This is a genomic window from Hymenobacter sp. (genome assembly GCF_035709525.1).
Classification (GTDB): Bacteria; Bacteroidota; Bacteroidia; order Cytophagales; family Hymenobacteraceae; genus Hymenobacter.
This window is the reverse complement of the sequence record NZ_DASTEP010000230.1, coordinates 1-26,205: the sequence shown is the minus strand read 5'-3', so window position 1 is coordinate 26,205 and position 26,205 is coordinate 1. Positions and strand designations below refer to the sequence as shown.

The following is a 26,205-nucleotide window of genomic DNA, read 5'->3' as shown; positions in this document are numbered from 1 at the left end:
TATAAATCAAGCCTGCTGGCTTGATTTAATAAGTTACCTGCGGGCAGCTGGCCCCGGCCCTCATTGGGCGGCCGGAGCGCTGTCGGGGTTGGCCGGAGCGGCGGGTGCCGCTTCGTCGGTAGTAGCAGCGGCCCGCGGAGCCGTTTCCTCGGTGGGGAGGTCGTCGTCATCCGCAAATTCCTGGCGGATAATACGGTACACGTCGTCTACCGTTTCTTCCTCCAGCTCGGTGCGGCGCACGATATCGTCTTTCTTGACGGCCAGTACGGCGCGGCCGGTGTCGAGGCCGATTTTCTTGAGCTCGGCGATAATCCAAGGCTCGATTTCGTCGCTGAACTCGTCGAGCGAGATGTCTTCCTCGTAGTCAGTGGCTTCGCGGAAGACGTCGATTTCCATGCCTACCAGCCGCGAGGCCAGCTTGATGTTGGCCCCGCCCCGGCCGATGGCCAAACTCACCTGGTCGGGCTTCATGAACACGGAAACGCGGCCCGTTTGTTCACTGATTTTCATCGAGCCAACCTTAGCCGGGCTCAGCGCCCGCGAGATGAACAGCTCCAGGTTGTCGGTGTAATTGATGATGTCGATGTTCTCGTTCATCAGCTCGCGCACCACGGGGTGAATGCGGCTACCCTTCATGCCCACGCACGCGCCCACCGGGTCGATGCGCTCGTCGTAGCTTTCTACGGCTACTTTGGCGCGCTCGCCGGGCTCGCGCACCACGTTTTTGATGGTGATGAGGCCGTCGAAAATCTCGGGTACTTCCTGCTCAAACAAGCGCTCCAAGAAGGCGGGCGCGGCGCGGCTCAGAATAACCTTGGGCGTGCCATTTACCACATCTACGCGGTGAACCACAGCGCGCACGGTGTCGCCCTTGCGGTAGCGGTCCTTGGGGATTTGCTCGGCCTTGGGCAGCACCAGCTCGTTTTCGTCCTTGTCTAGGATAAGCGCCTCGCGGCTCCACACCTGGTACACTTCGCCGGTGATGATTTCACCGACCAAGTCCTTGTATTTCTGGTACAAGTTGTCGCGCTCCATGTCCTTCACGCGCTGAATCAGCGTCTGGCGGGCCAGTAGCACGGCGCGGCGGCCGAAGTCGTCAATCTTAATCGGCTCGGCCACCGACTCGCCAATCTCGAAATCGGGCTCAATCTTCTGAGCCTCGGCCAGCGGAATTTTGTCCAGGTCCCAGATGTCCTCCGAGTCGTCGTCCACGATTTCGCGGTTGCGCCAGATTTCAAGGTCGCCGTTGTCGGGGTTGATAATCACGTCGAAGTTCGAGTCGTCCTCAAACTTCTTCTTAATCATCGTCCGAAACACGTCGTCGAGAATCGACATCATCGTGGGCCGGTCGATGTTGCGGCTCTTGGCGAACTCCTGAAAGTTCTCGATGAGCATCCGGGCGTTGAGGTCGGCCGCCGCGGCGGCTACTTCCTGCGGGCTGGGGCCTGCTGCTTTTTTAGCCATGAGAGGTGAATTGCTGAATGGTTGGATGGTCGGATTGTCGAATGGCTAACTTGCTGACTGAGATGCTAACAACGAGCTGCGAGCTACAGCTTAGCAATTCAACCATTCACCAATTCGACAGTTCAACCTTACTTAAACGATATAACAACCTTGGCCTCCTTAATGTCCCCGAACGGGAAAAAGGCGGCGGGCAGGGTCGTCTTCTTGGTTTTTACTTTGATAACTTCCGTCAGCTCAATGCCTTCGTCGGTCACGGCCGTGAGTGGGCCGGTTTTCTCGGTGCCGTCTTGCAGCTTCAGCGCCAGGCTGCGGCCGATGTGGCGCGGGTACTGGCGCGGGTCGGTGAGCGGCTGGTCGGCCCCCGGCGAGGTTACTTCGAGCGAGTAGGCGGCCTCCTCGCCGTAAATCTCCTCCATGCCGCGGTTGAGACGGCGCGTGATGGTCACAATTTCGTCGATGCCCAGGCCGTTGGGCCCGTCGAGCGTGACGGTGATTTTGGGCAGCACCGAGTCGGACACGGTGAGGCTAACCACGAACAGCCCCGTCTCGCCGATGGCCTCGGTGAGCAGCTGCTGAATGCGTTGGCGGTCAAATTGAGCCATAATAGGCGGGGTGTAGGGCAAAAAAAGAGGGGACTGCGCGTCCCCTCTTTTCAGATTAGATACCAATTCTGGTGCAAAGATACGAATATTTTGAGGGCATTGCAAGTACCGTAAGCTTTAGCTTGCGAGCGAGCGTAGCGAGCATCTGCGTCTGTTAACGTTCGCTTACGCACTGCTCGCTGCGCTCGCTCGCAAGCTAAAGCTTACGGTACACACGCTCAATACCCCACCGAGGCATCGTCGCCGCGCGGGTCGGCTCCGCCCTCCAACTGCCCGCCGGGCAGCACCCGGATGGCATCGAGCCGCCCCCAGCCGGCGCGGGGCCTGGGGTTGAAGCCTTTTTCCTGCAAGGTTTGCTCGGCGGCGGGGGTGAGGGCGCCGGCTTCTACATCGAGCTGGTCAGGTAGCCACTGGTGGTGCAGGCGCGGGGCGGCCACGGCCTGCTGGGCGTTGCCGCCATAGTCTACTACGTTGAGGATGGACTGCAAGACGCTGGTAATGATGGTGCTGCCGCCCGGTGAGCCCGTCACGAGGGCCAGCTTGCCGCCTTTGGTGAGGATGGTGGGCGTCATGCTGCTGAGCATCCGCTTGCCGGGCGCGATAGCGTTGGCGGTGCCGCCTACCAGGCCGTAGGAGTTGGGCACGCCGGGCTTGGCGGAGAAGTCATCCATCTCATTATTAAGCAGAAAGCCCGCGCCGGCCACGATTACCTTGCTGCCGTAGGCCCCGTTGAGAGTGGTGGTGCAGCTCACGGCGTTGCCTTCGGCGTCTACCACGTCGTAGTGGGTGGTTTGGGGGCTTTCGTAGCCGGGCAGGCCGGGGCCGGCGGCCACCTGGGCGCTGGGCGTAGCCCGGCCATCGGCCGGGATGGTGCTAGCCCGCTGTTTGTTATAGGCCGCAGCCAGTAGCTGCGCCACCGGTACCTTGCCAAAATCTGGGTCGCCGAGGTAGGTGGCGCGGTCGGCGTAGGCGCGGCGCTCGGCCTCGGTGATGAGGGCCACGGCGGCGGGCGTGTGGTAGCCCATTTTGGCGAGGTCGTGCGGCTCCAGCATTTGCAAAATTTGCAGCAGGGCCACGCCGCCGCTGCTGGGCGGCGGCATCGTGATGACTTCGTAGCCGCGGTACTGGCCTTTGAGCGGCGTGCGCCACTTGGGCTGGTAGCCGTCGAGGTCGGCCTGGGTGATGAGGCCGTTGCTGGCACGCATTTCTCCCAGCATCAACTCGGCCGTGAGCCCCTCATAGAAGCCAGCCCGGCCTTGCTCCTGAATGCGCTGTAGAGTCATGCCTAGCGCCGGCTGTTGCAACAGGTCGCCGGCGTGCCATAGCGAGTCGGCCCGTTCGACGTGTTCGGTGCGGCCGGTTGCCCCGTAGTCTACCACGGTAGTAGGGTGGTCACGAACGAAGTCCGCCACCGAGCCAGGATTATAGCGCACAAAGGCATAGTGGTTCTGATTAAGTCCCGCCGCCTCTTTTTCGGTGAGCTTTACTCCGCCTGCCAGTTTCACGGCTGGCTCTACCAGCTTGGCCCAGGGCAGCTTGCCGAATTTCTTATGTAATTCAACCATGCCCGCTACCGTGCCCGGCGTACCTACCGATAGCACGCCGGCCGTGCTTAGATTGGGCACTACATTGCCCTGCTTATCCAGATACATATCGCGGCTGGCAGCGGCCGGCGCGGTTTCCCGAAAATCCAGCGCGCCCACCGCCCCTCCTTTCCCCCGGTATACGAGGAAGCCGCCGCCGCCGATATTGCCCGCCGACGGATGCACCACGGCCAGCGCAAACTGCACGGCCACGGCCGCGTCGTAGGCGTTGCCGCCCTGCTGCATGATGTCGCGGCCGACCTGCGAGGCCAGCGGGTGGGCCGATACTACCAGCGCGTGGCGGGCTACGACGGGCGCGGCGGCGGGCGGTAGTTGGTCGCGGGTGGCGGGGGCGGAAGGGGCTTTGGCGGGGCGGGCATGGGTGGCGCGCTGCCCTAGCGCGGGGCCGGCCAGCGTGGCCGCCATCAAACCAAGTCCCAGAAAACGAGTAACTGCTTGCATCCTGCAAAATAGGCACCGCCGCCCGGCTATCGGGCGGCTGCCTACCTTTGGGCACCCCAATTTTCCCTTCGCCCCATGTCTGCCGACGCCTTAGTTACTGCCCCGGCCCCGGCCGCCCCCGCCCTGATTCTCACCCAGGAAGACACCTGGCTCCAGCCCTTCGAGCCGGTGCTGCTGGCCCGCCAGCAGCGGCTGGCCGACCGCCTTGCCATCATCACCAAGGAATACGGCTCGCTCAGCAAATTCGCCACCGCGCACCAGCGCCTAGGCCTGCACTACGATGCCAAGCGCCGCGGCTACGTGGTGCGCGAGTGGGCGCCCGGCGCCGAGGCCGTGAGCCTAGTCGGCGACTTCAACTACTGGAACCGTCAGGCCGACCCGCTCACCAAAGACGAGACTACCGGCGTGTGGGAAGGCTTCGTGGCCGACGACGAAAGCGGCCGCCGCCCGGCCGCCAACTCGCGCTATAAGCTGCACGTGGTGGCCCACGGCCAGGGCAAGGACCGCCTGCCCGCCTACCTGCGCCGCGCCGTGCAGGATGAGGAAAGCAAAGACTTTTCGGCCCAGCTGTGGGTGCCCTCAACGCCCTTCGAGTGGACCGACAAAACCTTCCGCGTAGCCAACGCCACCAAGGGCCAGCCGCTTATCTACGAGGCGCACGTGGGCATGGCCCAGGAGGAAGGCCGCGTGGGCACCTACCGCGAGTTTGCCGACCTCATTTTGCCGCGCATCCAGGCCGAGGGCTACAATACCATTCAGCTGATGGCCATCCTGGAGCACCCGTACTACGGCTCGTTTGGCTACCACGTGGCCAATTTCTTTGCGCCCAGCTCGCGCTTCGGCACGCCCGAAGACTTGAAATATTTGGTAAACGAAGCTCATAATCGTGGCCTCGTGGTGCTACTCGACCTTGTGCATTCGCACGCCGTGAAAAACGAGGCCGAGGGCCTGGCCGACTTCGACGGCTCGGGCAACCTGTACTTCCACAAAGGCGAGCGCGGCAACCACCCCGGCTGGGACTCCAAGCTTTTTGACTACGGCCGGCCCGAGGTGCAGCAGTTTTTGCTCAGCAACCTGCGCTACTGGCTCGAAGAATTTCACTTCGACGGCTTTCGCTTCGATGGCGTGACCTCGATGCTCTACCACCACCACGGCGAGGGCCACGCCTTCGGCGGCTATGACAGCTACTTCGGCCCCGATGCCGACGACGACGCCATTCTGTACCTCATGCTGGCCAGCACGCTGGTGCGCGAAATCAAGAAGTCGGCCCTGCTGATTGCCGAGGACATGAGCGGCCTGCCCGGTTTGTGCCGGCCCATTGCCGAGGGCGGCGTGGGCTTCGACTACCGCCTGGCCATGGGCGTGCCCGATTTCTGGATTAAAACCCTCAAGCACAAGCGCGACGAAGACTGGGACCTCGGCGAGCTCTGGCATCAGCTCGTGAACCGCCGCCAGGGTGAAAAAACCGTGGCCTATGCCGAAAGCCACGACCAGGCCCTGGTAGGCGATAAAACCTTGTCGCACTGGCTCTACGACGGAGCCATCTACACCAACATGGGCGTGCTCGACGGCAACATGCAGGCCGCCCGCGCCACGGCGCTGCACAAGCTCATCCGACTCATCACGATGAGCGCGGGCGGCGAAGCCTACCTCAATTTCATGGGCAATGAGTTTGGCCACCCCGAATGGGTGGACTTCCCCCGCGCCGGCAACGACTGGAGCTACCACTTCGCCCGCCGCCAGTGGAGCCTGGCCGACAACCCCGACCTGCGTTTTTCGCAGCTACTGGCTTTCGATAAAGCCATGCTGCAACTAGCTCGCGAGCGCCAGCTGCTCATCAAAGGCCCGGCCGCACTGCTCAACATCGACCATGGCAACAAGGTCATCGCCTTCGAGCGGGCCGGGCTGGTGTTCGTCTTCAATTTCAACCCCACCGAAAGCTTCTTCGGCTACGGCATTCCGGTGCCCAAGGCCGGCCGCTACCGCCTCGCCCTGCACTCCGACCGCGGCGCGTTCGGCGGCTTCGAGCGGCTCGATGAAAGCGTGGTGTACGATACCGTGGGTGGCGGTGGCACCGCCGAAGCCCCGCGCCTCAGCCTCTACCTGCCCAACCGCACGGCGCTCGTGCTGGTGGCTGGTAAATAGCCGTCCGGCCGAGTTTTTGGCGCATTAGCGCGCGCCGCTGAATAGCCTCCGCTTCTCCCGCCTGTCGGTGGGGGAGGTGGAGGTTTTTTGTAGAAATACCAGTGGCGGCCAGCAGCGCCTACAGCTGGCTATGCGCGCGCCCGGCTGCGGGCTTAAAGAAATATCGGCTTAGACCGATGCGAAGCTTAGCGGGTAGCTATCAAGGGGTATTGGTAGGGTAAGGCAGGGGTTAAGGAGAGGTAAGGCGCTGAGCTACTGACCGATTATTTTGCCGGTCAGGATGGCGGCTATACTTTTAGCCATCAGTATTTCCATTCCCCTACATCTTCTGCTCACGCATGAAAAAACCGTTTACTAGTGTTCTAAAGCTATTGACGCTGGCTTTGGCCTGCGGCGCTGGCCCCGCCTGGGGGCAGACGACCTATACCCCGGTCGCCCTCACGGGGTTTACCCACGACATCATCGCCAACGGGGCGGGCGCGGTGAGCGCCAGCACTACCGCTGACATCGACGGGGCTGCGGCTACCGGCGGCACCGGCTACTGCCTCATGGCACAAGACTATGTGGGGCCCACCGGCCAGGTGCCCAACACCCCCACCTACCCGGCCACTACCCACCCAGCGCTCGAAACCTCGGGGCTGATTACCAGCGCCCTGAACAGCGCCATTACCTACCAGTTGGCCTCGTACTCGGCCAACAACGCGCTGCGCCTGTTCGGCGCGGGGGCCACTGGCACGCTGAGCTTTGCCACGCCGCGCGCGGCCAACGAACTGTACGTAATTGGCACGTCGGGCAATGCGGCTAGCGTGCTCACTGTCACCGTCAACTTCGCCGATGGTACTACGCAGGTATTTACCAATCAGACCATTGCCGACTGGTTTGCCACGGGCCAAACCAACGTGGTGCGCGAGCGCCTGGGCCGCGTGAGCCGGGGCGACAACTCGGTGCAGTACACCGGCTCGCCGGCCGGGCCACGCTTCTACCAGCTGCGGCTGGCGCTCGATGCGGCCAACATCGCCAAGAACATCACGGGCATCACGTTTCTGAAAGCCGCGGCGGCCGGCAATACCGTGCTGCTCGCCGCGACGGCTGGTAGCACGCCGGCGTGCGCGGCGGCGCCCACTGGCCTCACCACGGCGGCCACTACCACCAGCGGCGGCACTACTACGCTCACAACGGCCTGCGCTTCTACCAGCATCTACTTGTCGCTGACTGGCCTAGCGGTGCAAACGGGCTATACCTTCCAGTGGCAGTCGTCGCCGGACGGCACTACCTGGACCAACATCGCGGGCGCCACCAGTGCTACTTACACCGCCACGGGCCAAACGGCCGCTACCTCGTACCGCGCCCAAGTGGGCTGCGCCGCCGCGGGCACCACGCTGGCTACCTCGGCCCCCGTGCAACTAGCCCAGAGCCCCTTTTTCAATTGCTACTGCACGCCCGTAACCTCGGGCACCGGCAGCGATGGCATCACCAACGTGACGCTCGGCACCCTCGTTAGCAATTCGTCGGCTACCAATACGTCGCCTTACTACACCGATTATTCGGCCGCGCAAACCGCTGGCACGCTAGCTATTCCGACCGTATTCAGCGGCGGCACGGCTACCGTTTCCGTCACGATGGGCTCCGACTCGCGGCAATTCAGCGGGGTGTGGGTGGATTTTGACCACAACGGCACCTTCGATAGCGGCGAGTTTTTCACGCTCGGCACCAATGCGGGGGCCAGCGGCACGTCGGTTATTCCGATTGCCATTCCGGCCACGGTCCTCACGGGCCAAACCAAGATGCGGGTGCGCGGCGGCAACGACGTAGCGCTGCTGAATACGCAGTCGTGCACGGCGGCCAGCAGCACCTCCAACTACGGCGAGGTAGAAGACTACCTACTCAACATCGCGGCCCCGGCGGCCTGCACCGGCACCCCGCCGGCCATCACGGTTACGTCGTCGGCCACTACGGCTTGCGCGGGCGGCACCATTACCCTCACGGCGGCGGGCGTGGCCGCGGGCACCACTGGCCTCAACTACCAGTGGCAAAGCAAGCCGGCTACCGGCACCACTTTTGCCAACCTGGGCACCGCCCAAACCGGCAACACCTACACCGTGGCCAGCCAAACGGCCGCCACCGACTACCGCGTGGTCGTGACTTGCACCGCCAGCACCCAGTCGGCCACTTCGAATACGGTATCGGTGGCCCAAACGCCCTTCGCCAACTGCTACTGCGCAGTTATCAGCACGGGTACCAATGAGTACATCAAGAGCGTAACGCTGCCCGGCGCGCCCGGCTTCACCAACGCTACCGGCGCCAACTCGACCAACGGCTACGGCGACTTCACCACCAACACCGCCTACACTACTACCCTGAACCGCGGCGCCACCACCAACCTCAGCATCACGGTGCGCTCGAACAACACCGGCTCGCAGGGCGGCCTGTGGGTTGACTACGACCAGAATGGCGTGTTCGACGCCAGCGAATACACGCTGGTTGGCAACTCCAGCCTCACCGGCACCGACGTGGTGTTCCCGGTAGCGCTGGTAGTGCCCGCCACGGCGCTAGCCGGCCCCACCCGCCTGCGCGTGCGCTGGCGCAATGGCGCCCTCACCGCTGCCGATGCCTGCACCACCAATACCGCCACCGGCTGCACCACCGGCTGCAACTGGTACGGCGAAACAGAGGACTACCTCGTCACCATTTCGGCCACGCCGCTGGCCACCACGGCGGGTGCGTCGGCCGCCCGGATAGCCTTATTCCCTAACCCCACGCAGGCCGCTACCACGCTCAGCGGGGCTGAGGCCGGCGCTACGGTGCAGGTGCTCGACGTGCTGGGCCGCGCCGTGCTGTCGGTACGCGCCGATGCCACCGGCAAGGCTACCCTGTCGCTACCCACCAGCCTCGCCAAAGGCGTGTACGTGGTGCGCGCCGGTCAGCAGTCGGCTCGCCTGGTGCTGGAGTAGTTGATTTTAAGTGAATGTAAAAGGCCGCCGGATGCTTCATCCGGCGGCTTTTTTGGCTTTGAGGCTGTTTAGGGAATCAGTGATACAGCTGTCATGCAGCGCGCAGCGAAGCATCTCGTGTGCTGACGTTTGCAAACGTTATTGATTACTGCGCCACGCGAGATGCTTCGCTGCGCGCTGCATGACCAGATAGGCTCACGATACTACCCGTTGCCGGTGTCGCGCTTGCGACCCACGCTGAGGCGGTACACGGTTTCGGTGAGGCGCTTGGCGCGGGCCTCGGGGCTGCGGCCGCCTTTGAGGTAGCGCACGTAGGCGCGCTGGTCGGGCTTGTCGAGCTTTTTGAAGAACGCCTGGGCGGCGGCGTTTTCGGCGAGGGCGGCGGCCAGGTCTTCGGGCAGGTCTACTACGCGCTCTTCGCGGTCGTGGCGCAGGGCCACGTGCAGCACATCGCCCACGGTTTTGCCCACGGCGCGGCGCACCTCGCGGGGTATCACCAGGGCGTGGTAGCCATCGCCGATGGCCGTGAGCTCGCCCCGGTACGGGAAGCCGTCGATGGCCGTGGCCACGGGCAGCGTTTCCTTGGTGCCGTAGGTGTCGGCCACCGAAAAAGGCGCTACCACGAATACGTCGCCGGTGCGCGGGTCGTCTTCGAGCGCCGCGTCAAATTCCTGTTCAAAGTCCGTCATGGGGCGCAAAAGTACGGGTACTACCCGTCATGCTAAGCGGAGCTGAAGCATCTCTGCCGCTTCGTGGTTAAACCGTAGTGGTTAGTTCACCGATAGAGATGCTTCGACTCCGCTCCGCTGCGCGCAGCATGACGGACGGATGCAACCAGAAATTACTCCCTCACCACCCCGCCCAGGGCCAGCGCCACGGCCGCCGCGTCGGCGGCCGGCACGGCGCGCACGCGGTGGGCAGGCAAGGCCAACTCGTGGCGCAGGCGCTGGGCCAGGGCGGGCGTTTCGGTGAGGATGAGGTCGGCGCGGTGCAAGGCCTGGCGCTGAATTTCGGCCACCCAGCCGGCGGCCAGGTCAATGAGCTCATCGTCGGCGGCCGCGAGCTGGGCCAGGTGCAGCACCAGCGGCTGGCCGCTGCGGTGGCGCAGCTCCTGGGCGGCCAGCCAGGTAGGCCAGGCCGGCGCATAAATAACACCGAATGGCTGCTCGGCCAGCGCCTGCGACACGGCCCGGCGCGCGTACTGGATAATCTGAAAATTGAGGTCGGGCGCGTCGAACGGCCGGCCGGCCGGGTGCAGTGCGCCCGAAGTGGCAGCCGAAACTGCTGCAACTCCGGGCGCTGGCAGCAGTGACGTTTCGGCTTCTACTGGCGTAGACGCAGTGGCTTCAGCGGGCGCGGCAAGCTGGGCAGGCTTGGCTTGCACCGGGCTGACATCAACGGCGAAATCGCTCGAGGGGTCGGACGCTTCTTCGCCGAGCTCGGTAGTCGAGGCTTCGATGCCCAGTAGCGGCTGGTCGGCACTGGCTGCGGGCGTGGCATCTGCCTCGGCGTCGGGGGCGGCGGGCAGCTCGGCGGGCGGGTAAACTGGTAGCGACCTAATAGCCGGCGAGTCATCTGGCGCCTGAGTCAGTCCGCCGCCGGGCAGTTCTGGCTCGCGTAGCGCGCCCAACGCCGAGGCCGCGCTACCCGCGCCCGCCAGGTAGGCGGCTGCCACGGCCGAGTGACCAGCTTCTGAGGTAGCCGGGGCGCTCAGACTATGTGCCGAGTTGCCGGTATAAGGCGCGGCGGGCGTGGCGGCCACGCCTGCCCACACCAGCATCGGCTCAACCAACGTGGCGCGGGTAAAATGCAGTATGCGAACCTCCTGCCACACTAGCGCCGGCTTGACTAGCGCGGCCGTCGTGGCAGCGGGTAGGGAAGGGGCAACAGCTTCAGCGGTGGCGGGCAGCGGGTTTGTATCGGGTGCTTCAGTGGCGGCTGGGGTTGTTGGGGACGGCGCTTCTTCGGCTGCTTCGGTAGCTGGGGCTGCTGGCTCGCCGTTGGTGGCGGTGGCTCCTTCTGCCTGGTAGTTGTTCTCGGTGGGGTGAGCTTGGTGCGCGTTGGTCGTGGCCTCTGCCGCTTCGGCAACTGGGTATTTTTCTTCGGTAGCGACTACTTCGGCTGGCAGCTCGGGAGCCAGCAGTTCCAGGCTGGAGGCGAGGGGCAGGTATTCTTCCGTCGTGAGCGCGGCCGTGGCGGGGCCGGCCGGCACCAGCACCGCCACCGAGGCCACGGCCGGCGCGGCGGTTTCGGGGGCTTCTACCAGCACGCGGGCGGCGGGCGTGGTTTCATCCCAGGCTAAAACCAGGACGGCAACGGGAGGGGTGGCGGGCAAACTCATGGGCAGGGAATACGCCCACGAATAACGGGGCCAGGTGCCGTAGGTTGGTTGCAAAATCCAAAAAATAACCTCCACGCCACGGCGCTAAACTGGTTTCAGCTTGTCTTTTTGCAAGTTGATAAGCTGCGCAAAAGCTAAATTATCGGCCGTACTTTCGGGCGGTAGCCTTTTCTTATCGCCCTAGCCGGGCGTGCGGCCCCCTGCCGCGCGCCGCCCCGTTTTATGCCCAATTTTCTCCAGGAAAATAACTACATGCTCAACGACCTGGCCGCCCACGGCCAGCGCGAGCAGCGGCCCGGCCCCGTGGCGCACGCCGCCCAAACCACTGATTTCAGCTTCACCTTCACCACCCAAAACGGTACCCGCCTGCTGCTGCACGCCGTGGCCGATGGCATCCTGCGCTTTCGCTACCTGCCGCCCGGCGCCCCGGCCGAGCCCGATTTCAGCTACGCCCTGCCCGGCCCTGACGAGCCGTATCCTACGCGCCCATCCGTGCCTACTTTCTTGAATTTCAAGGAGGAAGCCGACCAATACCGCCTCGCCACGGCGCAGCTCGTGTGCGTGGTCGAAAAGGCCACGCTGCGCACCCGCGTGCTCGACCACGCGGGCACCGTGCTGAGCGCCGACGAAAAGGGCTTTCACTGGCGCTACGACGACGACACCGGCAACGACCACGTGCAGCTAAGCCACCACGTGCCCGCTGGGGCGGCCTACTACGGCCTCGGCGACAAGCCCACCAGCCTCAACCTGCGCGGGCAGCGCCTCGTGAACTGGGGCTCCGACACCTACGGCTATGAGCGCGGCCGCGACCCGCTGTACAAGAACATCCCGTTTTACTACGTGCTGCACCAGGGCCGGGCGCACGGCATTTTCTTCGATAATACCTTCAAAGCGCACTTCGACTTCGCGGCCGAGCGGCCCGACGCTACCTCTTTCGGGGCCGAGGGCGGCGAGCTGAACTACTATTTTATCGCCGGGCCGGCGCTGCTCGACGTGGCCGAGGCCTACACCTGCCTCACCGGGCCGCCGCCGCTGCCGCCGCTGTGGGCGCTGGGCTACCACCAATGCAAGTGGAGCTACTTCCCCGACAGCAACCTGCGCGAGATAGCGCAGGGCCTGCGCGCGCGCCGCATTCCGTGCGATGCCATGTACCTCGATATTGACTACATGGATGGCTACCGCTGCTTTACCTGGCACCCCGAGCACTTCCCCGAGCCCCGGCGGCTGGTGCGCGAGCTGGCCGAGGATGGGTTTAAGCTGGTGGTGATTATCGACCCCGGCATCAAAATCGACCCCGATTATGCCGTGTATCAAGAGGGAGTAGAAAACGACTACTTCTGCCGCCGGGCCGATGGGCCGCTGATGCGCGGCTCGGTGTGGCCCGGCCCGTGCCACTTTCCCGACTACACCCGGCCCGAGGTGCGGGCGTGGTGGGCCGGCCTGTTTGAGGGCCTGATGCAGGACGTGGGCGTGCGCGGCATCTGGACTGACATGAACGAGCCGGCCGTGTTCGAGCGCGGCACCTTCCCCGACGACGTGCGCTTTGGCTACGACGGGCAGCCGGGCTCGCACCGCAAGGCCCACAACATCTACGGCATGCAGATGGCCCGCGCCACGGCGGCAGGCGCGGCGCGCTTCGGCCACCCCAACCGGCCGTTTGCCATCACGCGCAGCACCTACGCGGGCGGGCAGCGACACGCCTGCGTGTGGACCGGCGACAACGTGGCCACCTGGGAGCATCTGGCGCTGGCCAATGTGCAGTGCCAGCGCCTCAGCATCAGCGGCTTCAGCTTCGCGGGCTCCGATATTGGCGGCTTTATCGGCACGCCGGGCGGCGAGCTGTATGCCCGCTGGGTGGCGCTGGGAGCTTTTCACCCATTTTTCCGCACCCACAGCAGCGGCGACCACGGCGACCAAGAGCCTTGGAGCTTTGGCGAGCCGTTTACGAGCTTGGCGCGGCAGTTTATCGAGCTGCGCTACCAGCTGCTGCCCTACGTGTACACGGCCTTCTGGCAGTACAGCACGCGCGGCACGCCCATGCTGCGCCCGCTCACCTTCCTCGACCAGCACGACCCCGAAACCTACCTGCGCCAGGCTGAATTTGGCTTTGGCGATAATCTATTAGTCTGCCCCGTGACGCAGGCCGGGGCCGAAGGCCGCTGGCTGTATTTGCCTCGGGGCGAGTGGTATTACTACTGGGACGACGCGCCCACGGCTGGCGGCCGCGAAGTGTGGGCCGCCGCCGACCTCACCCGCATTCCGCTCTACGTGCGGGCCGGGGCCGTGCTGCCCATGCAGCCCGTGCTGCAATACGTGGGCGAAAAGCCAGTAGAGGAACTCACGCTGCACGTCTATTTCAAAAACGGCACCCACCAAAGCGTGCTATACGACGACGGCGGCGAGGGCTACGGCTACCAGCAGGGCCAGCAGTCGGTGCGCCGCTTTACGGTGGTAGGCGATGAAAATTCGCTGCTAATCAGCCAGGAAATCGAAGGCGACTACCAACCCAGCTACGCCACCTACCGCGTGGTAATGCACGGGTTGCCCGCTGCCATTGGGACCGCTACTGCCGATGGGCAACCACAGGTGCTAGTTGAGTATTTTGCCCCCGCCGCTCCCACGCTGGTGATAGCAGTAAATTTCGAGGAAATATGCATTGAACTCACAGGAAGCAACAGTCATGATTTGAAATAGTGATTGTCTTCTAGTCATGCACTTTACAAATAAGTATAGATTGAGGTCAGAATAGCAGTAATATTCCGTTAGTTCAAAGAGCTACCGGGACCATCAAAAAAGGCGCGGCAGAAACTGCCGCGCCTTGCGCTTTTGGGATGAGTAGAAACTACTTACGCCAAGTTGTTAGAAGCCACTTTAGCCGTCAAAAACTCGCGGTTCAGAATAGCGATGTTCTCCAGCGAAATGCCCACCGGGCACTCGGCCGCGCACGAACCGATGTTAGAGCAGGCACCGAAGCCTTCGATGTCCATCTGGGCCACCATGTTTTCTACGCGGGTCTGGGCTTCTACCTTGCCCTGCGGCAGTAGCGCGAGCTGCGATACCTTGGCCGATACGAAGAGCATGGCCGAGGCATTTTTGCAAGCTGCCACGCACGCGCCGCAGCCGATGCAGGTAGCCGCCTCAAAGGCGCGGTCGGCAATTTCTTTCGGAATCGGAATCTCGTTGCCGTCGGGCGCGCCGCCGGTGTTCACGCTCACGTAGCCACCGGCCTGAATGATGCGGTCGAGGGCCGAGCGGTCTACGCTCAAGTCCTTGTTGACCGGGAACGAGGTGGCGCGCCAGGGCTCGATGGTGATGGTGTCGCCATCCGAAAACTTGCGCATGTGCAGCTGGCAGGTGGTCGTGCCTTTCTCGGGGCCGTGCGAACGGCCGTTGATGAATAGGTCGCACGAGCCGCAGATGCCTTCACGGCAGTCGTGGTCGAAGGCCACCGGGTCTTGCCCTTGGTGCAGCAAGTCCTCGTTGAGCACGTCGAGCATTTCCAGGAACGACATATCGGGCGAAATGTCTTTTACCTGGTAGTCTACCATGCGTCCTTCCGTCTGGCGGTTGGGCTGGCGCCACACTTGCAGCGTCAGGTTCATGGGTTTAGCGTTGGGGTTACTTCCAGCCATTATAGTAAAACGTCATGCTGAACGCAGTGAAGCATCTCGCTCGCGCCGTGGTGATAGTAGGTAATTACTGCTGCCCGCGAGATGCTTCACTGCGTTCAGCATGACAATCAAGTTATTATTTGTAGCTGCGCTGAGTCAGCTTCACGTTTTCGAACACCAGCTCTTCCTTGTTGAGGCGCTCGGGCTGGTTTTCGCCCATGTACTCCCAGGCAGCTACGTAGGCGTACTCATCGTCGCGGCGCATGGCCTCGCCATCTTCGGTGGCGTATTCCTCGCGGAAGTGGCCGCCGCAGCTTTCGTTCCGGTCGAGGGCGTCGTCTACCATCAGCTCGCCGAGCTCGATGAAGTCGGCCACGCGGCCGGCTTTCTCCAGCGCCTGGTTCATCTCCTCGCCGGTGCCTACCACTTTCACGTCGCTCCAGAACTCCTTGCGCAGCTTGGCGATTTCGCCTTTGGCGTAACGCAAGCCTTCAGCATTGCGGGCCATGCCGCAATACTCCCACATGAGATGGCCGAGCTTTTTGTGGAATTCATCGGGCGTGCGGTTGCCTTTGATGGCGAGCAGCTGCTCGACGCGGGCCTGCACGCCGGCCTTCGCCTCAGCAAAAGCCGGGTGGTCGGTGGTCACCGGCTTGGGGGCCGTGTTGGCCAGGTAGTCGCCGATGGTGTACGGAATCACGAAGTAGCCGTCGGCTAGGCCCTGCATCAGGGCCGAAGCGCCGAGGCGGTTGGCACCGTGGTCCGAGAAGTTGCACTCGCCCGTGGCGTAGAGGCCGGGGATGGTGGTTTGCAGGTTGTAGTCAACCCACAGGCCGCCCATGGTGTAGTGCACCGCCGGGTAAATCCGCATTGGCAGCTTGTAGGGGTTTTCATCGGTAATCTTTTCGTACATCTCGAAAAGGTTGCCGTACTTCTGGCTTACCGCTTCGGCGCTGGTGCGCTTGATAACGTCGGCAAAGTCGAGGTACACGGCCAGGCCCGTCGAGCCCACGCCGCGGCCTTCGTCGCACATTTGCTTGGCATTGCGCGAGGCCACGTCGCGCGGCACGAGGTTACCAAAGGCGGGATACTTGCGCTCTAGGAAGTAGTCGCGGTCGTCTTCTTTGATGTCGGTCGCCGTGATTTCGCCTTTGCGCAGGCGCTCGGCCATCTCCTTGGTCTTGGGCACCCACACGCGGCCGTCGTTGCGCAGCGACTCCGACATCAGCGTCAGCTTCGACTGGTAGTCGCCCGATACCGGGATGCAGGTGGGGTGAATCTGGGTAAAGCAGGGGTTGGCGAAGAACGCACCCTTCTTGTGCGCGCGCCACGGAGCCGTCACGTTGCAGTACATGGCGTTGGTGCTCAGGTAGAACACGTTGCCGTAGCCGCCGGTGGCCAGCACCACGGCGTGGGCCGCGTGCGTTTCTACCTCGCCCGTGATGAGGTTGCGCGTGATGATGCCGCGGGCCCGCTTTTCCAGCTTGCCGTTGACCTCTTCGTCAACCACCACCACGTCGAGCATTTCCGAGCGGGTGTACATTTTCACTTTGCCGTAGGCTACCTGCCGGCTCAGAGCCGAGTAGGCACCCAGTAGCAGCTGCTGCCCGGTCTGGCCGCGGGCGTAGAACGTGCGCGATACCTGCGCGCCGCCAAACGAGCGGTTGGCCAGCAGCCCGCCGTACTCGCGGGCGAAGGGCACACCCTGGGCCACGCACTGGTCGATGATGTTCACCGACACCTGCGCCAGGCGGTACACGTTGGCTTCGCGGGCGCGGTAGTCGCCGCCCTTGATGGTGTCGTAGAACAAACGGAACACCGAGTCGCCGTCGTTCTGGTAGTTCTTGGCAGCGTTGATGCCGCCCTGCGCCGCGATGGAGTGCGCCCGGCGCGGCGAGTCGTGGTAAGTGAAGGCCTTTACGTTGTAGCCCAGCTCGGCGAGCGAGGCGGCGGCGGCCGCGCCGGCCAGGCCGGTGCCCACCACTATCACGTCGTACTTCCGCTTGTTGGCCGGGTTTACGAGCTTAACGTTGAACTTGTGCTTGTCCCACTTCTCGGCTAGGGGGCCGGCGGGCGCTTTGGAGTTCAGTACCATATCTTAATTGGGTGGTTAGGTAGTCGAAGGGATAGGTGGTCAAGTAGCAAGCAACTTACCGAAAAGCCTGCCTACCCAACTGCCTACTAGCGTAACACTTAGTTGAAAGCCAGCGTGAGGTGCTTCACCGTGAGCGCCACGCCGTCTTTCAGCGCGCCTTGCTCGTTGGTGAAGAAGTAGAAATACAGCGGCATCGAAGCGAAGCCGGCCGAAACCACGACAGCGAAAGCGTAGCCAAAGTTCTTGATGAGCGGCATGTATTTGCGGTGGTTCAGGCCCAGCGTCTGGAAGCCCGAGCGGAAGCCGTGCCACAGGTGGTAGCCCAGGCTGGCCTGCGCCGCCACGTACAGCACCACATACCAAAGCTGGTGAAACGACGTTACCACTACTTTGTAGAGGTTGTCGTTGTGGTTGATGTCCGGGTCGGGCGTGCCGAAGCGGGCGCGCCAGAAGAAATTGTAGAGGTGGACAATCAGGAAAACCAGGATGATAGAGCCCAGAATGCCCATGTTGCGCGAGGTCCACTCCGAATTTTGCTTGGCTTCCCACTTGGCGTAGCCGTGCGTGCGGGCCTTCTTGTTGCGCAGCGTCAGCATCAGCGCCTCGTAGATGTGGAAGCCGAAGCCCAGCACCAGACCCCACTCCACGGTGCGGATGATGGGGTTGTGGCCCATGAAGTGCGAGTACACGTTGAACGCGACCCCGTCGTCGTTTTTGAAGAGCTGGAGGTTGCCCACCAGGTGTACTACCAGGAAGGTGCAGAGAAACAAGCCCGTCAGGGACATGATAATCTTGCGGCCGATGCTGCTAGTGAAGGTTTTGGTAAACCAATTCATACAATTATTAACAAAGAAAGAACTTACTTAATCCGCCCAAAGGTAGCGCCGGGCGGGGTGCCTCCCAAGCGCGGCCGCCCGGCGGCGTGCTATTTAGAATGGTTAAATATTGCATTAATCCCGACTTGCGGCCGGGCATGAATCAATATAGCGCCGTTGCCGTTAAGCCTGAAACTTCCCACCCACAACTAACTTCTGCAAAAAAGGTTGTTCTGCTAGCCGCCTGGCTATGAAGGAATCACCCGCAACGCGCTTACTTTAGTTTTATGAAAATTCTTTCCTCTGCGAAGCCTCCGCGCCGGCCCGGCGCGTGGCTGTTGGGTTTGCTACTGCTGGCGCTGGGCTGGCTGGTTCCGGCCACGGCCCACGCCACCCACCTGCGGGCTGGTGACATTCAGGCTAAGGTGGATACTACGCCTACGCGCAATCCCAACCGCATTTTCTTTAAGCTGACGCTCTACCGCGACCCTACCCAGGCGCAGCAGCCCAACGCCACGCTCTACTTCGGCGATGGTACCAACTCGGGGCCGGTAGCTAAAACCAGCGAGGTAACGCTAACGAATAACGTCGCACGGTTGAATACCAGCGTCTTGACGTTCTACTTCGACCACACCTACCCCGGCGGAGGTATCTACAACGTGTCGTTTGTGGAAGCCAACCGGGTGGCCAACGTGGTGAACATGGTGGGCTCGGTAGGGCAGACGTTCTACCTCAATACCACCATCTCGACGCTGCCGGGCATCGGCTTCAACCACCTGCCGGTGCTGAAAGCGCCCGCCATCGACATCGCGGCGGCGGGCCAGGTGTTTTTGCACAACCCGGCCGCCTTCGATGCCGACGGCGATTCGCTGGGCTTCCGCATCACGGAAAGCCGGCAGGTAATCAATTACCCCAGCAACCCGCCGGCCAACTACACGCCCGTGCCCAGTATCACGACTGGGTTCCAATTCCCTAACAACCCGAGCATTTTCGTAAACGGTCCGCCTTTGACGGTACCCTTCCAAGGTGCGCCGGGCGGGGCCCCGGCTACATTCTCAATAGATAGAAATGGGCAGCTAACTTGGAACGCCCCCGTGCGGCTGGGCGTGTACAACGTGGCAATAGTAGTGGAAGAATGGCGGCGCACGGCCTTGGCCCCGGCCTATAAGATAGGGGAGGTAGTGCGCGACATGCAGATAAACGTAGAGGCGACCAACAACCTGCCGCCCATCATTACCATTCCGCGAGATACTTGCGTAGTAGCTGGCTCGCAGATTATCAAGAACGTGACGGCCGTGGATGGCAACAGCGCGGCCTCGCCGGCCACGGCGGTGCAGCTGTTCGCCTACGGCGGCATGCTGCCCTCGGCCACCGGCTCATTTACCCAAAGCACGCAGGGACCGCCCCGCGCCGTGGGCACCTTCCGCTGGACGCCTAACTGCACCAATGTGGCGGCGCTACCCTACCTGGTTGTGTTTAAGGCGCAGGACACGCCCCGCGCCCCCGACCCGCCTCTGATTGACGAGAAGACCTGGCGCATCACCGTAATCGGGCCTGCGCCGACCAACCTGCAAGCCGCACCCAACGGCAGCGGGGCCATCTTGCTGAGCTGGAATCCTTATGGCTGCCAAACCACCAGCGTGGCCGGGCAACTACCAACCATCCGCATTTACCGGCGCGAAGGCTGTTTCCCGTACACGCCCAGCGCCTGCGAAACGGGCATTCCGGCCGGGGCGGGCTATCAGCTCATCGGCAGTGTGCCGGCCAACGTGACAGCCTTCAACGATACCAACGGCGGGGCTGGCTTGGTGCGGGGCCGCACGTATTCGTACCGCATCTATGCGGAATTTCCGCTGCCGGGGGGCGGCTCCAGCATCGTGTCCAACGAGGCGTGCATCACGTTGGGCGGGCGCTCGGCGCAGATTACCAACGTGGACGTGCTGAGCACCAGCCCTACCGGCCAGATTTCGGTGAAGTGGACCAAGCCGCTGCCCAGCACCGGCACTAGCTTCAACGCGCCGCTGGGCTACCGCCTCAGCCGTAGCGCCACGGGCGCGGCCCCCTTCACGCTGGTAGCGACCAAAACCAGCCTGACCGACACTACCTACGTCGACAACGTGAACACGCAGGCCGCGCAGTACACCTACCAGCTGGTGTTCTTCAGCGCGGCTACCAACCAGCCGGGCAGCCCCGAAACTACCGAAACTGCCCCGCTGGCCAGCAGCGTGCGCTTGAGCTTGGTGCCCAACGGCCTCACCAACACCAACGCCCTCACCTGGGCCTACCAGGTACCCTGGGACAATACCAAGCAGCCTACCCGCATTTTCCGCCGCACGGGTACTACCGGGGCCTACGCCCAAATTGCGACCGTAACGGGCGGCACGGCCAGCGGCAGCTATACCGACCAGGACCCCACGCTGGTGCGCGGCCAAACGTATTGCTACTACGTGCAAACCAATGGCCAGTACGCCACGCCGGTGAACTCGCTCAACCAGCTCATTTACACTAACCTTATTAACAACAGCCAGGAGCAGTGCGCGGCCCTCATCCCCACGCCCTGCACGCCGGTGCTCACGCTGGCCCCTACCAACTGCGACAGTCTGGCAGGGCTGAACCTGGGCTCGAACTTCCCGCTGCAAAACCAGCGCTACCAGAACCGCCTGCGCTGGACGGTGGGCAACACGCCCACCGGGTGCAGCACCGATATCGCCTACTTCCGCCTGTTCTACCGCACCACGGCCGATGGCCCGCTGGCGCTGCTCGACTCGGTGGCCGGCACGCAGTTTACCTACCTGCACCGCAACCTGACCAACGGCGCGGGCTGCTACGCCGTGCAGGCCGTGAGCCCGAGCGGCGTGCGTAGCGCCGTCAGCAACATTGCCTGCCAGGATGAGTGCGTGTTCTTCATCCTGCCCAACATCTTCACCCCCAACAACGACGTGCAGGGCCTGAACGAGAAGTTCCGCCCCAAAACCAGCAGCCCCATCACCCGCACCCATATCCAGATTTTCAACCGCTGGGGCCGCAAGGTGTACGAAAGCGACCAGGACCCCTACATCAACTGGGATGGCGGCGGGGCCTACGGCGAAGCCGGCAGCGCCACCAAAGCCTCGGATGGCGTGTACTACTACCTGGCCGAGGTCGAGTTTGCCGACTTTGCCCGCACCAAGCGCACCTTCAAGGGCTGGGTAGAAATAGTGCGCTAGCCCTACCCAATAGCGTTTTCAGAGAAAGCCGCCCCAGACAGGGGCGGCTTTTTTTGCGCTAAGTTTGCCCGCGAAAGGGCAGATTTTGCTGCCCGACTAGCCAGGGTTTTACCTGAAAACCATTTGGCCAGACTCAAAACTCCTAACTCAAAACTCTCCACTCCCTTGACACCTTCCGACCCCACCGCTGGCGCTACGGCCGTTGTTTTTCCGGGCCAGGGCAGCCAGTTTCCGGGCATGGCCCGCGAGCTGTTTGACCAAAGCGAAGCCGCCCGCGCTCTGCTCACGCAGGCCAACGACATTCTGGGCTTCAGCCTGACGGACATCATGTTCAGCGGCACCGAAGCCGATTTGCGCCGCACCGACGTCACGCAGCCCGCCGTGTTCGTGCATTCGGTGGCGCAGTTTATGGCCCAGCGCGAGGTGCAGCCCGCCATGGTGGCCGGGCACTCGCTGGGCGAGTTTTCGGCGTTGGTGGCGGCTGGCGTGCTATCCTTTGCCGATGCGCTGCCACTGGTGGCCCGCCGCGCCCAGGCCATGCAAGCCGCCTGCGACGAGCAGCCCGGCACAATGGCCGCCATCCTGGGTTTGGCCGACGACGTGGTGGAGCGCGTGTGCCAGGAAATCTCGGCTGGCGGCGACGTAGTAGTGGCCGCCAACTACAACTGCCCCGGCCAGCTCGTTATTTCTGGCTCTGTCGAAGGCATTAATAAAGCCTGCGAGGCCCTGAAAGCCGCCGGCGCCAAGCGTGCCCTGCCGCTGCCCGTGGGCGGCGCCTTCCACTCGCCCCTGATGCAGTCGGCCCAGGCCGCGCTGGCCGAGGCCATCGAAAAAACGACCTTCCAGCCCGCCCGCTGCCCCGTGTACCAGAACGTGGACGCCGCCCCCCACACCGACCCCGCTGCGATTAAAGCCAACCTGCTGGCCCAGCTCACGGCCCCCGTGCGCTGGACCCAGAGCGTGCAGGCCATGGCCAAAGACGGCGCTACTACCTTCCTGGAGTGCGGCCCCGGCAAGGTGCTGCAAGGCCTGGTGAAGAAAATCGAGCCTGCGGCCACGGCCGGCCTGCTGGCCTAGCAACGCAACCGACAACGCGCTTGTCGGCAGCCCACCGGGCGGCGTAGCCCAACGCATCGGCGGGGCGACTCTGGCTGAGTCGCCCCGCCGATGCGTTTAGTGCGCTTGGCTACCGCAGTTGTGGTATCGCTGGGCCGCTCGCCCAGTTGAATTCTGCGCAGGATACTATTCTGTTGCTCAGGCCGTGCAACGGAGGGCAGCCCCGCCGCGTCACTCGCCCGAAGACCTTAACTCACCGGCCGAAAGCCCTACCGCCGCCTCGATGCAAAAAATACTTACGCTCATTGTGGTGCGCTGGTGGTCGAGCGCCCGCTACTGCCCGATACGGGCTGACTGAAGGAGTGCCGCTGGCTTGCGATAGCGGCCTTGGTGCGCTACGTACCGGTGCCCTTTACCAGTTAGTATAGCCTGTTTCAGCTACTTTTGCACGGCTACCACTGGGTTTTGGCGGCCAATTAATTCGCGGGTCAAACCTGCTTTTTTAACTTGATGCCGCCCTCCCTAGCCACTGGGTAGTAACAGGTATCTTACTAATTAGTAAGTTTTAAGCAATACTTTTTTTGAATAACTAGGCAGTCCATTTCCTGGCAGGCTCCAAAGGACTGCTTTCGCGAGGCAGCATTTCTTACCTGACTTCTTGCTTTGCAGGCAGCAAGTCGGTCAGTCTCTACATTTCTTACTTCATGCAAGCTTTTCGTAAAAAAAACAACATTGTAGGCTGGCTGGTGTTCGCCATTGCCCTGGCCACCTACCTGCTCACGCTGGAGCCCACGGCCTCGTTCTGGGACTGCGGCGAGTTCATCGCCTGCTCCTACAAGCTGCTGGTGCCGCACCCGCCGGGCGCGCCCACCTTCCTGCTGCTGGGCCGCCTCATGTCGCTCTTCAGCTTCGGCGACGTCACCAAGGTAGCGGTGCTCGTCAATGCCCTGTCGGCCTTGAGCAGCGCGTTCACGGTGCTGTTTTTGTTTTGGATTATCACCCGGCTGGGGCGCAAGCTGCTGCTGGCGCGGGGCGAGTTTGAAGTCGAAACGCCCGCCCCGACCGGCGGCCAAACGCTGCTCATCCTGGGTGCGGGCGCTATTGGGGCGCTCAGCTTCGCGTTTTCCGACTCGTTCTGGTTTAATGCCGTGGAGGGCGAGGTGTACGCCATGTCGAGCCTCTGCACGGCCGTGGTGGTTTGGATAATGATGAAGTGGGAAGAGTACGCCGACGAGGCCGACTCCGACAAGTGGCTCATCCTCATTGCCTACGCCATCGGCCTCAGCATCGGCGTTCACTTGCTGAACCTGCTGGCCGTGCCGGCACTGGCTTTCATCTACTACTACCGCCGCGCGGCCAAGCCCAATCTGGTGGGCGGCATTATTACGCTGGTGGTCAGCCTCATCATCGTGGGCTCGGTGCTGGTGGGCATCATTCCGGGCCTGCCCACGCTGGCGGGCTGGTTCGAGGTGTTCTTTATCAATAATGTCAGCCTGCCCTACGGCGCGGGGCTGATTATCTTCCTGCTGCTATCCGGTGGGCTCATCTGGTTCGGCTTCCGGGTGTCGTACCGCCGCCGCAGCCAACTGCTGAACACGGCCATGCTGTGCTTCGTGTTCATCTTGATTGGCTACTCGACCTACCTCGTGGTACCGATTCGGGCGTCGTTCCTGCCCACCATCAACGAGAACAACCCCAACGACGTGCTCTCCTTCGTGAGCTACCTCAAGCGCGAGCAGTACGGCTCGCGCCCGCTCATTTACGGCCCGCAGTTCACGGCCGACGTGGCCCGCGACGAGGAAGGCCGGCCGGTTACGCTGCCCGCCAGCCCGCGCTACGTGCGCGAAAATGGCAAATACAAAGAGGTGCCGACCCAGGGCGAATACGCCTACGACTCGAAGGACAAGGTGCTGCTGCCGCGCATCTACAGCCCCGACCCGGCCCACATCGAGGAGTATAAGAAGTGGGGCGTGGACATCCGCAGCTACACCGACCCGCAAACCAACCAGCAGGTGTACTACCCCATTTCGGCGGCCGACAACTGGGGCTTCCTCTTCAAGTACCAGATGGGCCACATGTTCTGGCGCTACTTCGGCTGGAACTACATCGGCCGCGAGTCCGACATTCAGCAGGCCGGCGTGGTCACGCCTATGAGCGCCTCGGTTAATTCGCTGCCGCCGCGCATTGGCCAGAGCTTCGCGCACAATAACTTCTTTGCCATCCCGCTCATTCTGGGGCTCATTGGCTTATTCTTTCAAGTGTACAAGCGCGGCAACGACGCGCTGGTAGTGGGCCTGTTGTTCCTGTTTACGGGCCTGGCCATCATCGTGTACCTCAACCAGCCGCCGCTGGAGCCGCGCGAGCGCGACTACACCTTCACGGGGGCCACGTTCGCGTTTGCCATCTGGATAGGGCTGGGCGTGCTGGGCATTGCCGAGCTCATCAAGTCGGCCGTGCAGGCTGATGGGGCGCGGGCCACGGTAGCTATTTTGCTGGGCGTGCTTGCGCCGGGCATCATGGCGGCGCAGGGCTGGGACGACCACAACCGCTCGGGCCGCTACAACTCGGTGGACTCGGCCAAGAACCTGCTCAATAGCTGCGCGCCGAACGCCATTCTGTTCACCAACGGCGACAACGACACCTTCCCGCTCTGGTACGCCCAGGAGGTAGAAGGCGTGCGAACCGACGTGCGCGTAGCCGTGCTCTCGTACCTGAACACCGACTGGTACATCCAGCAGATGAAGCGCCGCGCTTACCTCTCGCAGCCGCTGCCCATCTCGATGAGCGACGCCAACTACATGCAGGGCAACAACGACATCCTGTACTACAACCCCAACGCGGCGGTGAAGGAGCTTGACCTCAAGCAGTTCATCAGCCTGCTGGGCCAGAACAGCCCGCTGCTGCGCCAGCAGTACGGCGAGGGCGGCCCCGAGGTATCGACCTTCCCGACCAGCCAGTTTTACCTGCCCGTGGATACCACGGCGGTGAAATCGCTCGGCATCATCCCCGAAGACCGCAAAAACCAGCTTGTCGACCGCCTCGACTGGAGCATGGGCAAGCGCGCCATCGAGAAGAAAAACCTGGTGATTCTGGATATGATAGCCACCAACAACTGGAAGCGGCCCATCTACTTCAGCTCCACGGTGGCCCCGCAGGACTACATGAACCTGCAACCCTACTTCCAGCTCGAAGGCATGGCCTACCGCCTGCTGCCCCTCAAAGACCCCAACTACAGCCCCCGCGGCAATGAAGGCTACGTGGAGAAATCCATCTGCTACGACGACCTGATGAAGAAATTCGCGTACCGCGGCCTCGACAACGCCAACATTTTCTACGACGAAAACAACCTGCGCTTCCCGGCCAACTACCGCGATAAGTTTGCCCGCCTGGCCGACGCCTACGTGGCCGCCGGCGACCTCGCCAAGGCTAAGGAAGTAGCCAACAAGTGCCTGGCCGTGATGCCCGACGAGGCCATCCCCTATGACTACTACACGCCGCAACTGGTGCCCGCGCTCTACGCCGTGGGCGAAAAGGACAAGGCTAACGCCATCCTCGACAAGCTCACCGCCCGCAGCATCCAGATACTGAGCTACTACCAGACGCACGACGGTGCCCTGTTCGACGATGCCCAGCGCGCCTACCTGCTTACGCTGCAAAGCGTGGCCCAGGCCTCGCAGCAAATCGGCGACCAGGCCCGCTACCAGAAGGCAATGGCCGTGCTCAGCCCGTATCTGGGCCAGCAAGGCCAGTAGCAAGCCTAGGCACCGGGCAGTAGCGAACGTGGTGTTCTCGGCTGCCTTTGAGCTAGTCTTCCGGCCAGCCGGGAGCTAGCTCAAAGGCAGCAAACCCGCAGCCCCAGTGGGGCGGCCCCGCC

At 62.8% G+C, this 26,205-nt stretch carries 14 protein-coding genes; 6 read left to right on the top strand and 8 right to left on the bottom strand.

From position 1 onward, the window contains the following. Nucleotides 1–60: 60 nt before the first annotated feature. From nusA to ggt, 3 genes are all read right to left on the bottom strand, one after another. Nucleotides 61–1,464: a transcription termination factor NusA gene (gene nusA, locus VFO93_RS20085; protein ID WP_325136180.1), complete on the bottom strand. Its 1,404-nt coding sequence runs from the start codon at nucleotides 1,462–1,464 to the stop codon at nucleotides 61–63. Nucleotides 1,465–1,592: 128 nt separating this feature from the next. Beyond that, nucleotides 1,593–2,066, bottom strand: a complete 474-nt coding sequence (rimP, locus tag VFO93_RS20080) for a ribosome maturation factor (RefSeq protein WP_325136179.1) — start codon at nucleotides 2,064–2,066, stop codon at nucleotides 1,593–1,595. A gap of 218 nt (nucleotides 2,067–2,284) precedes the next feature. After that, complete coding sequence (gene ggt / locus VFO93_RS20075; RefSeq protein WP_325136178.1) at nucleotides 2,285–4,111, bottom strand: gamma-glutamyltransferase; 1,827 nt, start codon at nucleotides 4,109–4,111, stop codon at nucleotides 2,285–2,287. A 75-nt stretch (nucleotides 4,112–4,186) separates the two neighbouring features. On the opposite strand from ggt, the gene VFO93_RS20070 reads away from it, so the two are divergent. Together VFO93_RS20070 and VFO93_RS20065 are read left to right on the top strand one after the other, a co-directional pair. Next, nucleotides 4,187–6,256, top strand: a complete 2,070-nt coding sequence (locus VFO93_RS20070; RefSeq protein WP_325136177.1) for an alpha amylase C-terminal domain-containing protein — start codon at nucleotides 4,187–4,189, stop codon at nucleotides 6,254–6,256. Nucleotides 6,257–6,594: 338 nt separating this feature from the next. Continuing rightward, on the top strand, nucleotides 6,595–9,207 hold the full coding sequence (locus VFO93_RS20065; protein ID WP_325136176.1) for a GEVED domain-containing protein: 2,613 nt from the start codon (nucleotides 6,595–6,597) through the stop codon (nucleotides 9,205–9,207). A gap of 203 nt (nucleotides 9,208–9,410) precedes the next feature. Here the strand turns inward: VFO93_RS20065 and VFO93_RS20060 are convergent, their stop codons facing one another. Together VFO93_RS20060 and VFO93_RS20055 are read right to left on the bottom strand one after the other, a co-directional pair. Then, nucleotides 9,411–9,896, bottom strand: a complete 486-nt coding sequence (locus VFO93_RS20060; protein ID WP_325136175.1) for a YdeI/OmpD-associated family protein — start codon at nucleotides 9,894–9,896, stop codon at nucleotides 9,411–9,413. 152 nt (nucleotides 9,897–10,048) lie between these two features. Beyond that, nucleotides 10,049–11,548, bottom strand: coding sequence for a glycosyltransferase family 4 protein (locus VFO93_RS20055; RefSeq protein WP_325136174.1), 1,500 nt, complete (start codon nucleotides 11,546–11,548; stop codon nucleotides 10,049–10,051). Nucleotides 11,549–11,770: 222 nt separating this feature from the next. Here VFO93_RS20055 and VFO93_RS20050 point away from each other — a divergent pair, with 222 nt between their 5' ends. Then, on the top strand, nucleotides 11,771–14,242 hold the full coding sequence (locus VFO93_RS20050; RefSeq protein ID WP_325136173.1) for a TIM-barrel domain-containing protein: 2,472 nt from the start codon (nucleotides 11,771–11,773) through the stop codon (nucleotides 14,240–14,242). 152 nt (nucleotides 14,243–14,394) lie between these two features. Here VFO93_RS20050 and VFO93_RS20045 read toward each other — a convergent pair whose 3' ends face one another. The 3 genes from VFO93_RS20045 to VFO93_RS20035 form a co-directional block, all read right to left on the bottom strand. After that, nucleotides 14,395–15,150, bottom strand: a complete 756-nt coding sequence (locus VFO93_RS20045; RefSeq protein ID WP_325136213.1) for a succinate dehydrogenase/fumarate reductase iron-sulfur subunit — start codon at nucleotides 15,148–15,150, stop codon at nucleotides 14,395–14,397. Between the two features lie 145 nt (nucleotides 15,151–15,295). After that, nucleotides 15,296–17,254, bottom strand: coding sequence for a fumarate reductase/succinate dehydrogenase flavoprotein subunit (locus VFO93_RS20040; RefSeq protein WP_325136172.1), 1,959 nt, complete (start codon nucleotides 17,252–17,254; stop codon nucleotides 15,296–15,298). A gap of 98 nt (nucleotides 17,255–17,352) precedes the next feature. Further along, nucleotides 17,353–18,090, bottom strand: coding sequence for a succinate dehydrogenase cytochrome b subunit (locus tag VFO93_RS20035; RefSeq protein ID WP_325136171.1), 738 nt, complete (start codon nucleotides 18,088–18,090; stop codon nucleotides 17,353–17,355). Between the two features lie 266 nt (nucleotides 18,091–18,356). Here VFO93_RS20035 and VFO93_RS20030 point away from each other — a divergent pair, with 266 nt between their 5' ends. The 3 genes from VFO93_RS20030 to VFO93_RS20020 all read left to right on the top strand — a co-directional run bounded on the left by VFO93_RS20030 (nucleotide 18,357) and on the right by VFO93_RS20020 (nucleotide 26,083). Next, on the top strand, nucleotides 18,357–21,275 hold the full coding sequence (locus VFO93_RS20030; protein ID WP_325136170.1) for a gliding motility-associated C-terminal domain-containing protein: 2,919 nt from the start codon (nucleotides 18,357–18,359) through the stop codon (nucleotides 21,273–21,275). 165 nt (nucleotides 21,276–21,440) lie between these two features. Next, nucleotides 21,441–22,352 (top strand): ACP S-malonyltransferase, encoded by a 912-nt coding sequence (gene fabD, locus VFO93_RS20025; RefSeq protein ID WP_325136169.1) that lies wholly within the window; start codon nucleotides 21,441–21,443, stop codon nucleotides 22,350–22,352. A 683-nt stretch (nucleotides 22,353–23,035) separates the two neighbouring features. Next, complete coding sequence (locus VFO93_RS20020) at nucleotides 23,036–26,083, top strand: protein O-mannosyl-transferase family (protein ID WP_325136168.1); 3,048 nt, start codon at nucleotides 23,036–23,038, stop codon at nucleotides 26,081–26,083. Nucleotides 26,084–26,205 lie beyond the last annotated feature (122 nt).